Below are 13,066 nucleotides of genomic sequence, written 5' to 3' on the forward strand. Positions count from 1 at the left end.
GCGGGCGGGGAAGGGCGGCGCCCTTGGGGGCCGGTCAGCCGGCGGCGGACCGCTCCATCCGGCGGCGCAGGCTCAGCGGCCGCATGTCGGTCCACACCGTGTCGATGTGGTGCAGGCACTCCTCGCGGCTGCCTTCGGTGCCCTCGGCGTACCAGCCGTCCGGCAGCGGCCGGTCGGCCCACCAGATCGAGTACTGTTCCTCGTCATTGCGGACCACGCGGTAGGTGTGGTCGCTGCTGTGGTCGTCCATGCGGGATCCCAGGGTCGGGTGCGGGCGGGACGGGCGGGCCGGTCAGCTCTCGACGATGCGCCGGACCCGGGCCTCGAACTCGGCGGTGGTGCCGTTGCGTTCGGCGATGCCGGCGATGTGCTCGGCGATCTCCCGGAACGTGCGGCCCTCGAAGCCCTCCAGCTCCTCCAGCACCTTCATCTCCAGCTCGTTCTCCAGGTCGAGCAGGACCTGGACCATGGAGAACGAGTCCAGGTCGCGCAGCTCCTCGGGCTCGGGGACGTCGGGCTGCTCGGCGCAAATCGTGGCGGCCGTCTGGCGAATGACCTCGGTGAATTCGTCGATGAAGGCCGGTGCGCCGCTGTCCGTGGCAGTTGCGTTGTCCAACATAATTTTCGCCTACGCTCCTTGACCGCTCGCGCGGTTGAATTCTTCCGCCGTCGGGCAGGCATGTGCCGAAACGGAATGAAAGTCCTGCGGCTATCGGCCCGAACGTAGTCCGGGCCGCGCGCGCGGGTCAATGAATCACCACCGGCTTGTGCGCGGGCCGTCCCGCCGGCGAGACAGCCGCCGCGTCTTTCCTGGTCAGCGCTTGACCGCCGGCCGCGGGCCTGCCTACCGTCCGGTGATTCCCGCGCCTTGACCGACCGCCGGACCGGCCGGAATATCGCCGGCCGCCGCATTGCCGCCCGCATTCTCGGCGGTATAGAAATCGGTACGGAAAATCAAGGGATTCACGACGGGCCGGCGGGCCGGTTCATCCATGGTGAAAGAGGCAGAAGGCCCATGTTGTTTCCGCACACCGAGACCCGGCGGGTCGCCCTGCGCCCGGCCGGCCCCGAGGACGCCCCCGAGGCATACCAGATCCTCTTCCGGCTGGGGACCGCCGGACTCCCCGTGCTGGACACCTACACCAAGAATTTCGGGGCGGGGCTCTCGGCGTGCTTCCTGGTGCACCGGAAGGACACCGGCGAGGTCGTCGGGCTCGGCACCGTCTCCGATCCCACGCCCGCCGGGCACGTCCGGATCGAGGTGCACCTGGCCGGCCCGGAGAACGCCGAACTCGCCGGCGAGGTGCACGCGCTGACCGCCAACTTCGCCTTCGCGATGTGGCGGGTCCGCAAGGTGTACATTCACCGGACGTCGCCGGACGCCGGCGCCCTCGGTTTCGGACCGGACCACTCCGCCATGGTGCGCGCCGAGGCGGTCCTTCCCGACCACACGTATTTCCACGGCAGGTTGTGGGACGTCCACATCTTCGCCATCCACCGTGACGACTGGAACGCGCACGGTGTGGCTCTGCTCAAGCAGATCGTCTGAAACGGCCGGGCGGCGGTCCGCTTCCCCACGGCCAACTCTTCAATCCTGACGGCAACCCTGTTGGAGGTGACGTGCCGCGATGACCCAGCATGTGTGGGGTTACTTGCCGGAGTACGACAAGGAACGCGCGGACATTCTCGACGCGGTGGACACGGTGTTCAGCTCCGGGCAGCTGGTGCTGGGGAAGAGCGTCAAAGGCTTCGAGCGGGAGTTCGCCGACTACCACGGCCTCGCGCACTGCGTCGGTGTCGACAACGGAACGAACGCCATCGTCCTGGGCCTGCGCGCCCTGGGCATCGGCCCCGGTGACGAGGTGATCACGGTCTCCAACACCGCGGCGCCCACCGTCGTGGCGATCAACGCCGTCGGCGCGACCCCGGTGTTCGTCGACATCCACCCCGAGACGTACCTGATGGAGGTCGACCAGGTCGCCGCCGCCATCACGCCGCGCACCCGCTGCCTGCTGCCGGTGCACCTGTACGGGCAGTGCGTGGACATGGCGCCGCTCAAGGAGCTGGCCGCCCAGCACGGCCTGGCCGTCCTGGAGGACTGCGCGCAGGCGCACGGCGCCCGCCACCACGGCAGCCTCGCCGGCACCATGGGCGACGCCGCGGCGTTCTCCTTCTACCCGACCAAGGTGCTCGGCGCGTACGGCGACGCCGGCGCCACGGTGACCGACGACCCGGCGGTGGACGCCCGGCTGCGCCGGCTGCGCTTCTACGGCATGGAGGACCGCTACTACGTCGTCGAGACGCCCGGTCACAACGCCCGCCTGGACGAGGTGCAGGCCGAGATCCTGCGCCGCAAGCTGACCCGCCTCGACACGTACATCGCCCGCCGCCGGGCGATCGCCGACCGCTACGCGGACGCGTTCAAGGGCACCGACCTGATCACCCCGCGGACCGCGCCGGGCAACGACCACGTCTACTACGTCTACGTGGTCCGCCACCCGCGCCGGGAGCAGCTCATGGAGGGCCTCAAGGCCCACGGCATCGCGCTGAACATCAGCTACCCGTGGCCGGTGCACACCCAGGCCGGCTTCGCCTACCTCGGCTACGGGAAGGACGCGCTGCCGGTCACCACCAAGGTCGCCGACGAGATCTTCTCGCTGCCGATGTACCCGTCGCTGTCCGACGCGGAGCAGGAGCGGGTCATCGACGCGGTGTTCGACGTCATGGGAAGGCTCTGACCGAGGTGAGCCTCATGTCCACCGCCGAGTTCCACGCCTGGTGGGCCGAGCGCCGCCGGGCGGGCGGATTCTCGGTGGAGCGCATCCCCTTCGCCGACCTGGATTCCTGGGGTTTCGACCCGGGGACCGGCAATCTCGGCCACACCAGCGGGCGGTTCTTCACCGTCGAGGGGCTCCAGGTCCGCGCCGGCGGCAGCGGCGGCGCGGAGATCTGGTCCCAGCCGGTGATCAACCAGCCGGAGATCGGCATCCTCGGCATCCTGGTCAAGGAGTTCGACGGCGTCCTGCACTGCCTGATGCAGGCCAAGATGGAGCCGGGGAACTCCAACACCATCCAGCTCTCGCCCACCGTGCAGGCGACCCGCAGCAACTACATGAAGGTGCACCGGGGCGCCGGCACCCGCTATCTGGAGCACTTCACCGGTCCGCAGCGCGGCCAGGTGCTGGTGGACGTGCTCCAGTCCGAGCAGGGCGCCTGGTTCTGGCGCAAGCGCAACCGCAACATGGTGGTGCTGGCGACCGGTGACGTGCCGCTGCACGAGGATTTCTGCTGGCTCACCATCGACCAGATCCGCGCGCTGATGGCGGTGGACAACCTCGTCAACATGGACGCCCGCACGGTCCTGTCGTGCATGCCGTTCATGCTCCCGGACGAGGCCGTGGCGCCGACCGGCGACGCGTTCCGGGACGCGCTGGTGCGCTCGTACCAGTACCAGGGCGCGGCGGAGAGCCGGTACGTGCCGGACACCGCGGGCGGGATCCTGAGCTGGTTCACCGAGGCGAAGACCCGGTGCGACTGGACCGCCCGGCTGGTGCCGCTGGCCGGGGTCGCCGGCTGGAAGCGCGACGACTGGGAGATCACCGACGAGGGGGCGGAGAACTTCCGCATCATCGCGGTGCGGGTGGCGGCCGGCACCCGGGAGGTCACCCGCTGGACGCAGCCGCTGCTCCACCCGCGCGGTGAGGGCCGGGCGGTGTTCCTCGCCCGCACCATCGGCGGGGTGCTCCACCTGCTGGTGCGGGCCCGGCCGGAGTACGGCCTGATGGACCAGGTGGAGATGGCGCCGACGGTGCATCTGCACCCCGGGCAGGGCCCGGACGCCGTCCAGGAGGACGTGCTGCGCGCCGCGCTGGCGCCGGGCGGCGGCACCACCCGCTACGACCAGGTGCTCTCGGAGGAGGGCGGCCGCTTCCACCACGCCCTGACGCGCTATCAGATCATCGAGGTGGGCGAGGACTTCCCGCTGGACGTGGAGCCGCACCTGTGCTGGATGACGGCCCGGCAGCTGACCGACCTGCTGCGCCACGGCCACTACCTCAACATCGAGGCCCGCTCCCTGCTGACCTGCCTGCTCAGCCTCTGCTGAGCGGGCCCGGCGGGTGATCCGTATGCGTGCGACCGACTGCGAGCTGACGAGACTGGTGGGCCATGTTTGATGCGGCACGAGTGACCGAAATGACAATCAAGGGGGCGTATCGCATCGTCCCCAACAAGATCCCGGACCTGCGCGGTTCGTTCTTCGAGGCGTTCCGCGCCGAGACGCTCACGGAGATCATCGGCTATCCGTTCACCGTCGGGCAGGCGAACTACTCCGTCAGCCGCCGGAACACCATGCGCGGGATCCACAGCACCTTCCTCCCGCCCGGCCAGGCCAAGCTCGTCACCTGTGTGCGCGGCGCGGTGCTGGACGTCGCGGTGGACCTGCGGGTGGGCTCGCCCACCTTCGGGATGTACGACCTGACACCGCAGGACGAGGAGTCCGGCACCGCGGTGTACCTGGCGGACGGCATCGGCCACGCCTTCCTGACCCTCACCGACAACGCCTGCATGAACTACCTGTGCTCGGAGGCGTACGTCCCCGGCACGATGATCGAAGTCAACCCCCTGGACCCGGACATCGGCATCCCCTGGGGGCTCACGGAACCGCCGGTCATGTCGGAGAAGGACGCCTCGGCGCCCACCCTGGCCGAAGCGGTGTCCCAAGGACTGCTTCCCACCTATGAGGAGTGCCTGGCCCACTACGCGGCGCTGGGAAAGCGCTCGGCCGACGCCTGACGCCGCCGCGGCACAGGCGACCGCTCCCCTCTTCTTCTCACCCCTGCTTCCCACGCTGAGCGGAGTTCTCCCACATGTTCAATAGCACGAGCGACCGACTGCGCATCGGGATCATGGGGTGTGCGGATATCGCCTGGCGGCGGACGCTCCCGGCCATGGAGGGCAACGCCGCCGTGCAGGTCACGGCGATCGCCAGCCGGGACGAGCGGTCCGCGACGCGGTTCACCGACCGGTTCGGCGGGGTGCCGCTCGAAGGCTACGGCGCCCTGCTCGACCGCGCCGACGTCGACGCCGTCTACATCCCGCTGCCCGGCCTGCTGCACGCCGAATGGGTCTCCCGGGCGCTGGACGCGGGCAAGCACGTCCTGGTCGAGAAGCCGCTGACGGCCGGCTACGAGGACACCCGCGAGCTGGTCGCCCGGGCCCGGGAGCGGGGCCTGGTGCTGCTGGAGAACTACATGTTCCTCTACCACTCGCAGCACACCGCGGTGCACAAGGCGCTGGCCGGGGACGCCATCGGGGAACTCCGGGGATTCTCCAGCGCGTTCACCATCCCGCCGAAGCCGGTGGGCGACATCCGCTACCAGCGCGACGTCGGCGGCGGCGCGTTCCTGGACTTCGGCGGCTACCCGGTACGGGCCGCGCAGTTCTTCCTGGGCAGCGAGCTGAAGGTGGCCGGCGCGGTGTTCCGGCACGACCGGCAGCGGGGCGTGGTGATGTCCGGCAGCGTGCTGCTCTACACGCCCACGGGCATCCCGGCCCGGCTGACGTTCGGCATGGAGCACTCCTACCGCAACACCTACAGCCTCTACGGCAGCACCGGCCGCATCGTGCTGGACCGCGCCTTCACCCCGCCGGAGACCTACCAGCCGGTGATGCGGGTCGAGCGGCAGGACCACAGCGAGCAGTTCGTGCTCCCCGCCGACCACCAGTTCGCCAACGTCATCGACACCTTCGTGGAGGCGGTGCTCGGCGGCCAGGACGTGGCCGAGCAGCAGGAGGGATCGCTGCGGCAGGCCGCACTGATCGAGGACATCCGGCGGAACGCGCTGCTGGTGGAGATCTGAGCGCCCGCCGATCCGGGCCCCGCCGCTCCCGGCCGGGCCGCACAACGCCGACTGCCGTGCCCTCCCGATATTCCTCGGGAGAGCACGGCAGCCGGCGTTGTGGGCGCGGAGCGGCGGGGCCCCCTACGGCAGGAAGCCCTCGACGCGGACGCCCGTACCGCGCGCGCCGGCCTCGTCGCGCACCCAGCGGGCCAGCGCCAGGTCCAGGATGCCCAGGCCGAAGGGGGAGAAGACCGCGGTGCGCGCCGGGTCCCGGCGGAACGCGGACGTGCCGCGCAGCAGCGCCCCCAGCGAGGCGGCGATGAACTCCCGCCCGCCGGTGGCCAGTTCGGCGAGGTGCAGGGTGGTGCGCTCGCGGCAGACGTGGTCGGCGTCGTCGACGACGTTCTGCGCGCCGAGGACCGCCTCCACCGTCAGATCGCGCAGCGAGACGTGCAGCACCGTCGCCCCGGCCGGGCAGGCGGCGAGGTCCAGGTGGGGCTCCACGGCGGAGGTCGCCAGGGAGACCAGCGGCTGGCTGCCGAGCGCCTGCTCCACCTGATCGGCGACGGTGAAGGTGACGTCGGGGGCCAGCTCGCCGGCCCGGTCGGCGAAGGCCGCGGCCCTCGCCCGGTCCAGGTCGAAGACCACGGCCTCGCGCAGCGACGGCAGCTGGGCCTTGGCGAACCGCAGCACCTCGTGGTTGATCGGGCCGGTGCCGATCAGGGCGATGCCCTGCGGCGCCGGGTCCGGGGCGAGCTGGGCGGCGGCCAGCGCGGCGGAGGCCGCGGTGCGCTGGGCCGAGATCAGCGATGCCTCGATCAGCGCCTGCGGGGTGCCGTCGGCCATGGAGTTGAGCAGCATGGCGGCGCTGGCGCGCGCCCGGCCCTCGGCGACGTTCCCGGGGAAGCTGGCGATCCACTTCATCCCGGCGACCGCGTCCTCGCCCCCCACGTAGGCGGGCAGGCCGATGATCCGGTCCCGGGCGCGGTCCGGGAAGCGCAGGAACACCGAGTGCGGCAGGGCGGTGCGGCCCTCGTCGTGCAGCCGGTAGGCGTCGGCCACCAGCGAGAGCACCCGCTGCTCCTGGCCCCGGAGCAGCTCCCGGACCTCGTCATGGCGGATGATCAGCAAGAGACGGTCTCCTTCGGGTCGGGCGAGGCCGGTTTCGCCCACAGGTGCGAGACCTCGCCGAAGTGGTGACGCACCCAGGCGTCGGAGTAGATGGTGTCGAGGTAGCGGTCGCCGCCGTCCGGCAGGACCAGCACGCAGGACGCCCCCGGCGGGATGTCCGGCGCGGCCTGCTCCAGCGCGGCGACCAGCGCACCGGAGGAGCCCCCGGCGAGGATGGCCTCGTGCCGCACCAGCCGGCGGCAGCCGACCACCGCCTCCAGGTCGCTGACGTGCACCACGCGGTCGGCGGCCGTGGGGTCGAAGAGGGCCGGTACGACGGCGGCGCCGTGCCCGGGGATGAGCCGCGGGCACACCACCGGGGAGCCGAAGATCCGGCTGCCCACCGCGTCCACCGCGACCACCGTCGTCGGCAGCCCGCGCCCGCGCACGTACGCGGCGCAGCCGTTCAGCGTCCCGGTGGTGCCGGCCGCGCAGAAGAGGTAGTCCACCGCGCCGTCCAGCGCCTGGTCGATCTCCCGCATGGTCTCCAGGTGCGCCCGGGGGTTGAACGGGTTGCCGTACTGGCCGGGCACGTAGGAGTCCGGGAGGGCCGCGGCCAGCTCCGCCACCCGGCGCAGCCGCTGCGGCAGGTACTCGCCGGACGCCGGATCGGGCTCGGTGACCACCTCGACCTCGGCGCGGTAGGCGCGCAGGATGGCGCGGTTCTGCTCGGTGGTGCGGGCGTCCACCACGCAGATGAACCGCAGGCCGTAGTAGCAGCAGATCTGGGCGATGCCGATGGCGAGGTTGCCCGAGCTGGACTCGATCACCGTGGTCCGGCCGGGCACCACCTCGCCGGTGCGGATCGCCTCGCGGAGCATGCTGAGCGCCGAGCGGTCCTTGATGCTGCCGCCGGGGTTGAAGCGCTCGACCTTGGCGAAGACCCGGAACGGGTAGCCGAACGCGCCGGCGAGCCGGGACAGTTCGACCAGCGGGGTGTCCCCGACCGCGGCGAGGATGCCTTCGAGGGGTTGCGCGGCCACCGCGTCAGCCCCCGGTGGCCAGGCGCGGCAGGTCCTCCGGGCCGAACAGGTCCGGCCGGGTCCAGCCGTCGAGGTCGTACTCCGCCATGCACTGGTCGGCGAACCCCTTCAGGGTGTCGGCCTGGCCCCGCGCCTGGTAGCTGAGCAGGGTCTGCACGCGGATGCCCTCGTGGTCGCCGCCGTAGTTGCGCTCGTACAGCTCGTGCCGGCCGGCGAACTCGGTGCCGACCGCGTCCCACAGCAGCTTCAGCAGCTTGACCCGGTCCACCGCCTCGACCCCGCGCGAGCCGCGCAGATAGCGGTCCAGGTAGGGGCGTATCTCGGGGTTCTTCCAGTCGCTGGAGTGGGAGTTGAGGTAGATCAGGCCGCTGCCGACGGTCTGCTGGATGATCTCCCGGATGCGCGGGTAGCCGATGCCCATGAACGTGCGGTACGCCAGGCCGTAGTTGAGGTTGGGCTGGACCGCGCCGTTGTGCCACGGGGTCGGCGACTTCGCCATCGCGTCGGACATGCCCCAGAACATGTCGCGCCAGTTGAGCACCTCGCCGATCTGCGCCTGCACGCCCCGGAAGCCGGAGGTGCCGGTCACCTCGACGGCCTTCAGCAGGCAGCCGGCGATGAAGTCCAGCTTGACCGCCAGGCGGGTGCAGCCGTGGAAGGTGAAGCGCTCCAGGAAGCCCGAGCGGGTGGCGAAGGCGTTGGCCGACACCGCGTCGTACATGAAGACGTTGTCCCAGGGGACCAGCACCCGGTCGAGGACCATGATCGAGTCGTTCTCGTCCAGCCGGCTCGACAGCGGGTAGTCGAAGGGGCTGCCGAGCAGCGCGGCGTGCATCTCGTAGGAGGTGCGGCAGAAGAGCTTGAGGCCCGGGGCGTTCATCGGCACGGTGAACATCGCGCCGAACCGCTTGTCGCGCAGCGGCAGGCCCATGTGCGCGATGAGGTTGGCGTTGGTGAGCGCCGAGGACGTCGCCACGACCTTCGCGCCGGAGACCACCAGCCCGGCGTCGGTCTCCTCCTCGACGTGCACGCAGACGTCGGCGGTCCGGTCGGCCGGGCGGTCGCGGTCCACCGGCGGGTGGACGATCGCGTGGTTGAAGTACAGCACCCGCTCCTGCGCCTCGCGGTACCAGCGCAGCGCGTTGTCGCGGAACGGGCCGTAGAAGTCGGCGTTCGCCTCCAGCGTCCCGAAGAACGCGGCCTTGTAGTCCGGGGTGCGGCCCATCCAGCCGTACACCAGGCGCTGCCAGGCGACGATCGCCTCGCGCGCGCTGATGAGGTCCTCCGCACTGCGGGCGGTCTTGAAGAAGGGGTGGGTGAAGCCGCCGTTGCCGGTGTCCGTGGGCACGCTCAGCACCCCGCGGGACTCCGGTGCGTGCAGCACGTCGTAGAGCTGCGCGAGCGAGCGCGAGCTGTTGCGGAACGCGGGGTGCGCGGTGACGTCCTCGACCCGCTCACCGTGGATGTAGACCTCGCGCCCGTCCCGGAGGGATTCCAGGTATTCCGCACCGGTCATGGGAGCGACACCGTTCGGCGCGTCCATATTCGTACCTGACGCTTTCGTCAACTCGGTCTTCTCTCGCAGAAAGGGCGCCGGCCTGACAGATGAGGCCGCGTCGGTGGCGGGGAAGGGAAAACACAATCCGGGCCGCGGGAAAACCGGAGAGAATTCTCCGTCCCGCCGGCGAGACAGGGCCGGACGTGCACGATGCTGTCCCAGCGGCGCCGTTCGAGACGAAAGTCTCCAACCGTCCGACCAAGGTATCGTCCACCGTCCGTCCAGGCCGCGGGAAGGGATCGGGCCGGTAAAGTCCCGGCCGTGCCCGTCAACGTGACCGCTCCCGCGCCCGTACGGCGGAGTCCCCGGGACTGGACCGTGGACACCGTCTTCTTTCTTCTCGCCGTGGCCTACGGCGTGTTCAGCGCGAAAAGCCGCGGCCGGGCCGGATTCGACCTCGGCGGCCTGGACTGGTTCCACGTCGAGCAGATAGCCGCGGTCGGCGGCTGTGTGCTGCTGTGGCTGCGGCGGCGCCGGCCGGTGGCGGTCGCGCTCGCGCTGATCGCGCTGTCGGTGCCGTTCGAGATGGCCTCCGGCGCCATGCTCGTGGCGCTGTTCTCGGTCGCCGTCCACCGCCCGCCGCGCACCACCGCGGCCGTCTACGCGGTGAGCCTGGTGACGGTGGTCTCGGACGCCGTGGTCCGGCCCGCCGCGGTGCTGCCGGACTGGCTGTTCTACTTCCTCTTCGGCGCCCTCGCCCAGGGCACCGCGGTCGGCTGGGGCCTGTTCGTCCGCCACCGCCGCCAGCTGCTCGAACGGGTCGCCGCCGAGGCCGAGTTGCGCGCCGAGCGGGCCCAGCTGCGGGCCCGGGAGGAGGTGGCCCGGGAGATGCACGACGTGCTCGGCCACCGGCTGTCGCTGCTGAGCCTGCACGCCGGAGCGCTGGAGTACCGCCCCGACGCCCCCAGCGAGGACATCGCGCGGGCCGCCGGGGTGATCCGGGAGAGCGCCCACCAGGCGCTCCAGGACCTGCGCGAGGTGCTGACCGTGCTGCGGGCGCCGGCCGCCGGGCTGCCCCAGCCCACGCTGGCCGACCTGCACCGGCTCGTCGCCGAGTCGTGCGCGGCGGGAATGCGGGTACGACTGGCCACGGAGATCCCCGAAGCGGTCCCGGAACTGGCCGGCCGGACGGTCTACCGCGTCGTCCAGGAGGCGCTCACCAACGTCCGCAAGCACGCGGAGGGCGCCCCGGTCGACGTCCGGGTGACCGGGGAGGAGGGCGCGGGCCTGCGCGTCGAGGTGGCCAACGGTCCTGCGCCCCGGCACCGGCCGGGTCCGGCGGCGGCGCCCGCGGCGCCCCCCGGCCAGGGCCTGGCGGGCCTCGCCGAGCGGGTCGCGCTGGCCGGCGGCCGCCTCAGCCACGGGCCCGGCGGGGACGGCGGGTGGGAGGTCACCGCGGAGCTGCCGTGGCCGGCCGCGGAGCGGCCCCGCACATAGCCGAGTTGTCGATGTCCACGGGCGCCGGGAGCCGGTGTACCCGTTCGAATGGTGGGAGTGATCTGGCGTGCAGAAAGAGCGGAACCCCAAGGCGGACGAGACCACGGTGCTCGCCGAACCGGTCTCGGGCCAGGTGCTGGTCTGCGTCGTGCTCGGACTGCTCGGGGCGGGCCTGGGCTGGCTGGCCGAGGTGGTGGCGAACTGGCTCGTGACGCTGCCCTGGGCGCCCCTCCAGGGGCCGGCCAAGCTGCTGACCTCGATCCCCCGGCCGGGGCTGACCATCGGGCTGGTCGCGCTCGGCGCGGTGGCCGGCGTCGTCGCCGGCTGGCTGATCGCCCTGCACGAGCTGAAGGTGGAGGTCTCCGCACGCCGGGTCGTGCTCGGCCGCAAGGGCGAGACCCGGGAGATCCCGGGCGAGGAGATCACGCTGGCCTTCCGCGACGGCAAGGAGCTCGTGCTGCTCGGCCGGAAGACCGAGGAGCTGGCCCGGGAGGAGTGCGACCACAAGCCGGCCCGGCTCGCCGAGGCGTTCACCGCGCACGGCTACGCCTGGGCCGACGAGGACCCGCACAAGGAGGAGTTCCGGCTCTGGGTCCCGGACAGCCCCGAGCTGCCGGCGCAGGCGCACGCGGTGCTCAAGGCCCGCGCCGAGACGCTGCGGAAGCCGGGCGGCGACGAGCCCCGGGAGCTGCGCGACGAACTCCGCAGGCTCGGGATCGTCGTCCGCGACGCGGACAAGCGGCAGTACTGGCGCTCGGTGAGCCGCTGACGGGCGGCCGCGGGACGGCCGCCGCACCGCGTCAGCGGACCCCGGCGGCCGCCCGCTGCTCCAGCTCCGCGACCAGGGCGTTGGCGTCCGGCACGGCGAGCGTCTCGGCCCGCAGCCGGTCCGCGGCGTCCCGGAAGCGGTCCTCCGACAGCAGCCGGAGGAGGCTGTCGCGGATGATCTGCCCGGTGGCCTCGGTGGAGTGCGTGGTCAGTCCCGCGCCCTGCGCGGCCAGCCGCGCCGACAGCAGCGGCTGGTCCACGTCCCACGGCACGGCGAGCTGCGGCACCCTGTAGAAGGCGGCGGTGGTCAGCGTGCCCACCCCGGCGTGGTGGATGACCGCCGCGCAGGTCGGCAGCAGCGCCTGCATCGGCACGTACGGCACCAGCCGGGCGTTGTCCGGGATCCGCGCGAGCCGCTGCCGCGCCTCGTCCTTGACGGTCGCCACCAGTTCGATGTCCAGGTCGGCGACGGCGTCGAGGACGTCCTGGAGGTCGACGGGGTAGGCCAAGCCGTGATCGGCCACCGTCAGCCCCATGGTCAGCGCCACCCGGGGCCGCTCGGGGGCCTGCCACAGCCAGCGCGGCACCACCGCCGGGCCGCCGTACGGGGTGAAGCGCACCGACCGGTAGTCGTGGCCGGGCGCGTGCACCTGGAGCGGCGGCGGCAGCAGGTCGATGCTGAACTGCCCGGTGACCAGCTCCTCCCGGAACTCCCCGCCGTACCGCCGGGCGTAGCCGCCCAGCCACGCGGCGAGCGGATCGTCCCCGGCGCCGCCGTGCTCGGCGTGCAGCCGCAGGAAGTGGTGGCGGGCGATGCCGTAGACATCGGCGCCGATCAGCATCCGGGCGTGCGCGGCGCCGACGGCCTCGGCCGCGATTCCGCCGGCGAACGTCAGCGGCTCCCAGATGACGAGGTCGGGGCGCCACTGCCGGGCGTACTCGACCAGCGCGCCGGCCAGCGGCGCGTTGGTCATCTTGTGCGCGGCCGCGATCCGGACCCGGTACGCCTCGCGCATCCAGTCCAGGGTGAGGTCCTCGGGCGCGCGCTCCACCGCGTCGTAGGGCTCGGCCAGGCCCGGTGCCAGCCGGGCGCCCGCGCCGGTGAGCCGCCCGGCGACCTGCCACAGGTCGCGGTCGCTGCCCACGGGGACGGCGGTGAGCCCGGCCTGGGTGATGGCCTCGGTCATCTTCGGCTGGCAGGCCACCCGGACGTCGTGGCCGGCGGTGCGCAGCGCCCAGGCGAGCGGGGCCATGAGCAGGAAGTGGGTGCGCTCGGGATAGCAGGTGAACAGTACGCGCATGGGTTC

Annotated in this window: 14 protein-coding genes; 7 read left to right on the top strand and 7 right to left on the bottom strand. The window is 72.0% G+C overall.

The window, feature by feature from the left end; genetic code table 11:
- Positions 1-34 precede the first annotated feature (34 nt).
- The 3 genes from MUU72_RS13985 to MUU72_RS13995 form a co-directional block, all read right to left on the bottom strand.
- Positions 35-250 (bottom strand): MbtH family protein, encoded by a 216-nt coding sequence (locus MUU72_RS13985; protein WP_248013541.1) that lies wholly within the window; start codon positions 248-250, stop codon positions 35-37.
- A 42-nt stretch (positions 251-292) separates the two neighbouring features.
- Positions 293-619 carry a hypothetical protein gene (locus MUU72_RS13990; RefSeq protein ID WP_248013542.1) on the bottom strand — a complete coding sequence of 109 codons (327 nt, stop codon included), beginning with the start codon at positions 617-619 and terminating at the stop codon, positions 293-295.
- A gap of 225 nt (positions 620-844) precedes the next feature.
- Positions 845-994, bottom strand: a complete 150-nt coding sequence (locus MUU72_RS13995) for a hypothetical protein (protein ID WP_248013543.1) — start codon at positions 992-994, stop codon at positions 845-847.
- Between the two features lie 21 nt (positions 995-1,015).
- Between MUU72_RS13995 and MUU72_RS14000 the strand changes: the two genes are divergently transcribed.
- The 5 genes from MUU72_RS14000 (at position 1,016) to MUU72_RS14020 (ending at position 5,861) form a co-directional block, all read left to right on the top strand.
- A complete protein-coding gene (locus tag MUU72_RS14000) occupies positions 1,016-1,549 on the top strand; it encodes a GNAT family N-acetyltransferase (RefSeq protein WP_248013544.1) in 534 nt (177 codons plus the stop codon).
- A gap of 79 nt (positions 1,550-1,628) precedes the next feature.
- Positions 1,629-2,738 (top strand): DegT/DnrJ/EryC1/StrS family aminotransferase, encoded by a 1,110-nt coding sequence (locus MUU72_RS14005; RefSeq protein WP_248013545.1) that lies wholly within the window; start codon positions 1,629-1,631, stop codon positions 2,736-2,738.
- 14 nt (positions 2,739-2,752) lie between these two features.
- A complete protein-coding gene (locus MUU72_RS14010; protein WP_248013546.1) occupies positions 2,753-4,105 on the top strand; it encodes an NDP-hexose 2,3-dehydratase family protein in 1,353 nt (450 codons plus the stop codon).
- Positions 4,106-4,194: 89 nt separating this feature from the next.
- On the top strand, positions 4,195-4,794 hold the full coding sequence (locus MUU72_RS14015; RefSeq protein WP_248013609.1) for a dTDP-4-dehydrorhamnose 3,5-epimerase family protein: 600 nt from the start codon (positions 4,195-4,197) through the stop codon (positions 4,792-4,794).
- 74 nt (positions 4,795-4,868) lie between these two features.
- The gene (locus tag MUU72_RS14020; protein ID WP_248013547.1) at positions 4,869-5,861 is read left to right on the top strand and encodes a Gfo/Idh/MocA family protein; all 993 of its coding nucleotides are present in this window, start codon (positions 4,869-4,871) and stop codon (positions 5,859-5,861) included.
- 123 nt (positions 5,862-5,984) lie between these two features.
- Here the strand turns inward: MUU72_RS14020 and sbnB are convergent, their stop codons facing one another.
- From sbnB to MUU72_RS14035, 3 genes are read right to left on the bottom strand one after another with little or no spacing between them, the layout of a single operon-like run.
- Positions 5,985-6,974 carry a 2,3-diaminopropionate biosynthesis protein SbnB gene (gene sbnB / locus MUU72_RS14025; RefSeq protein WP_248013548.1) on the bottom strand — a complete coding sequence of 330 codons (990 nt, stop codon included), beginning with the start codon at positions 6,972-6,974 and terminating at the stop codon, positions 5,985-5,987.
- Complete coding sequence (gene sbnA / locus MUU72_RS14030) at positions 6,968-7,996, bottom strand: 2,3-diaminopropionate biosynthesis protein SbnA (protein ID WP_248013549.1); 1,029 nt, start codon at positions 7,994-7,996, stop codon at positions 6,968-6,970. Before sbnA ends, sbnB begins: the two co-directional genes overlap by 7 nt.
- Positions 7,997-8,000: 4 nt before the next feature.
- Positions 8,001-9,512 (bottom strand): 4-hydroxyphenylacetate 3-hydroxylase family protein, encoded by a 1,512-nt coding sequence (locus MUU72_RS14035; RefSeq protein WP_308403815.1) that lies wholly within the window; start codon positions 9,510-9,512, stop codon positions 8,001-8,003.
- A gap of 303 nt (positions 9,513-9,815) precedes the next feature.
- Here MUU72_RS14035 and MUU72_RS14040 point away from each other — a divergent pair, with 303 nt between their 5' ends.
- Entirely contained in the window at positions 9,816-10,991 is a 1,176-nt protein-coding gene (locus tag MUU72_RS14040; protein ID WP_248013551.1) for a sensor histidine kinase, read from the top strand.
- A 67-nt stretch (positions 10,992-11,058) separates the two neighbouring features.
- Positions 11,059-11,760 carry a YqeB family protein gene (locus MUU72_RS14045; RefSeq protein ID WP_248013552.1) on the top strand — a complete coding sequence of 234 codons (702 nt, stop codon included), beginning with the start codon at positions 11,059-11,061 and terminating at the stop codon, positions 11,758-11,760.
- 31 nt (positions 11,761-11,791) lie between these two features.
- Here the strand turns inward: MUU72_RS14045 and MUU72_RS14050 are convergent, their stop codons facing one another.
- Positions 11,792-13,060, bottom strand: a complete 1,269-nt coding sequence (locus MUU72_RS14050) for an activator-dependent family glycosyltransferase (protein WP_248013553.1) — start codon at positions 13,058-13,060, stop codon at positions 11,792-11,794.
- Between the last annotated feature and the right edge of the window lie 6 nt (positions 13,061-13,066).

This window comes from Streptomyces rhizoryzae (genome assembly GCF_023155275.1).
Taxonomy (GTDB): Bacteria; Actinomycetota; Actinomycetes; order Streptomycetales; family Streptomycetaceae; genus Streptomyces; species Streptomyces rhizoryzae.

What these genes read in the sequence shown, in the direction of transcription:
- MUU72_RS13985 (WP_248013541.1), bottom strand. Translation starts at nt 250, where the DNA reads ATGGACGACCACAGCAGCGACCACACCTACCGCGTGGTCCGCAATGAC.
- MUU72_RS13990 (WP_248013542.1), bottom strand. Translation starts at nt 619, where the DNA reads ATGTTGGACAACGCAACTGCCACGGACAGCGGCGCACCGGCCTTCATC.
- MUU72_RS13995 (WP_248013543.1), bottom strand. Translation starts at nt 994, where the DNA reads ATGGATGAACCGGCCCGCCGGCCCGTCGTGAATCCCTTGATTTTCCGT.
- MUU72_RS14000 (WP_248013544.1), top strand. Translation starts at nt 1,016, where the DNA reads ATGTTGTTTCCGCACACCGAGACCCGGCGGGTCGCCCTGCGCCCGGCC.
- MUU72_RS14005 (WP_248013545.1), top strand. Translation starts at nt 1,629, where the DNA reads ATGACCCAGCATGTGTGGGGTTACTTGCCGGAGTACGACAAGGAACGC.
- MUU72_RS14010 (WP_248013546.1), top strand. Translation starts at nt 2,753, where the DNA reads ATGTCCACCGCCGAGTTCCACGCCTGGTGGGCCGAGCGCCGCCGGGCG.
- MUU72_RS14015 (WP_248013609.1), top strand. Translation starts at nt 4,195, where the DNA reads ATGACAATCAAGGGGGCGTATCGCATCGTCCCCAACAAGATCCCGGAC.
- MUU72_RS14020 (WP_248013547.1), top strand. Translation starts at nt 4,869, where the DNA reads ATGTTCAATAGCACGAGCGACCGACTGCGCATCGGGATCATGGGGTGT.
- MUU72_RS14035 (WP_308403815.1), bottom strand. Translation starts at nt 9,512, where the DNA reads ATGACCGGTGCGGAATACCTGGAATCCCTCCGGGACGGGCGCGAGGTC.
- MUU72_RS14050 (WP_248013553.1), bottom strand. Translation starts at nt 13,060, where the DNA reads ATGCGCGTACTGTTCACCTGCTATCCCGAGCGCACCCACTTCCTGCTC.